Genomic DNA, 1393 nt, shown 5'->3' with positions numbered 1-1393 from the left:
GCTTTGTGGTCAAGTCCTCGGCCTATTAGTACCGGTCAGCTCCACACGTTACCGCGCTTCCACCTCCGGCCTATCAACCCGGTCGTCTACCGGGAGCCTTACCCCCAAACGGGGTGGGAGACCTCATCTCAAGGCGAGCTTCCCGCTTAGATGCTTTCAGCGGTTATCCCTTCCGAACGTAGCCAACCAGCCGTGCACCTGGCGGTACAACTGGCACACCAGAGGTTCGTCCGTCCCGGTCCTCTCGTACTAGGGACAGCTCCTTTCAAGTCTCCTGCGCGCGCAGCGGATAGGGACCGAACTGTCTCGCGACGTTCTAAACCCAGCTCGCGTACCGCTTTAATGGGCGAACAGCCCAACCCTTGGGACCTACTCCAGCCCCAGGATGCGACGAGCCGACATCGAGGTGCCAAACCATCCCGTCGATATGGACTCTTGGGGAAGATCAGCCTGTTATCCCCGGGGTACCTTTTAGCCGTTGAGCGACACCGCTTCCACATGCCGATGCCGGATCACTAGTCCCAGCTTTCGCTCCTGCTCGACCCGTCAGTCTCACAGTCAAGCTCCCTTGTGCACTTACACTCAACACCTGATTGCCAACCAGGCTGAGGGAACCTTTGGGCGCCTCCGTTACCCTTTAGGAGGCAACCGCCCCAGTTAAACTACCCACCAGACACTGTCCTCGATCCGGATCACGGACCAGAGTTAGACGTTCAAAACGACCAGAGTGGTATTTCACCAATGACTCCACCCGAACTAGCGTCCGAGCTTCCCAGTCTCCCACCTATCCTACACAAGACGCTCCAAACGCCAATGTCAAGCTGTAGTGAAGGTCCCGGGGTCTTTCCGTCCTGCTGCGCGTAACGAGCATCTTTACTCGTAGTGCAATTTCGCCGGGTCTGCGGTTGAGACAGCGGGGAAGTCGTTACGCCATTCGTGCAGGTCGGAACTTACCCGACAAGGAATTTCGCTACCTTAGGATGGTTATAGTTACCACCGCCGTTTACCGGCGCTTAAGTTCTCACCTTCGCCACATTGCTGCGGCTAAGCGGTCCCCTTAACGTTCCGGCACCGGGCAGGCGTCAGTCCGTATACATCGTCTTACGACTTCGCACGGACCTGTGTTTTTAGTAAACAGTCGCTTCCCCCTGGCCACTGCGACCCCCACCAGCTCCAGGCGTAAAGCCCATCACCAGCAGAGGTCCCCCTTCTCCCGAAGTTACGGGGGCAATTTGCCGAGTTCCTTAACCACAGTTCACCCGATCGCCTTGGTATTCTCTACCTGACCACCTGAGTCGGTTTAGGGTACGGGCCGCCACAACACTCGCTAGAGGCTTTTCTCGGCAGCATAGGATCATCCACTTCACCACAATCGGCTCGGCATCACATCTCA

At 57.3% G+C, this 1393-nt stretch carries 1 rRNA gene; it reads right to left on the bottom strand.

The features are described from left to right. Window positions 1-5 precede the first annotated feature (5 nt). Window positions 6-1393 (bottom strand): 23S ribosomal RNA (locus KME80_RS49755); the annotation flags it as partial.

This window comes from Nonomuraea ceibae (assembly GCF_019396325.1).
GTDB lineage: Bacteria > Actinomycetota > Actinomycetes > Streptosporangiales > Streptosporangiaceae > Nonomuraea > Nonomuraea ceibae.
This window is presented reverse-complemented; position numbering and strand designations above follow the sequence as displayed.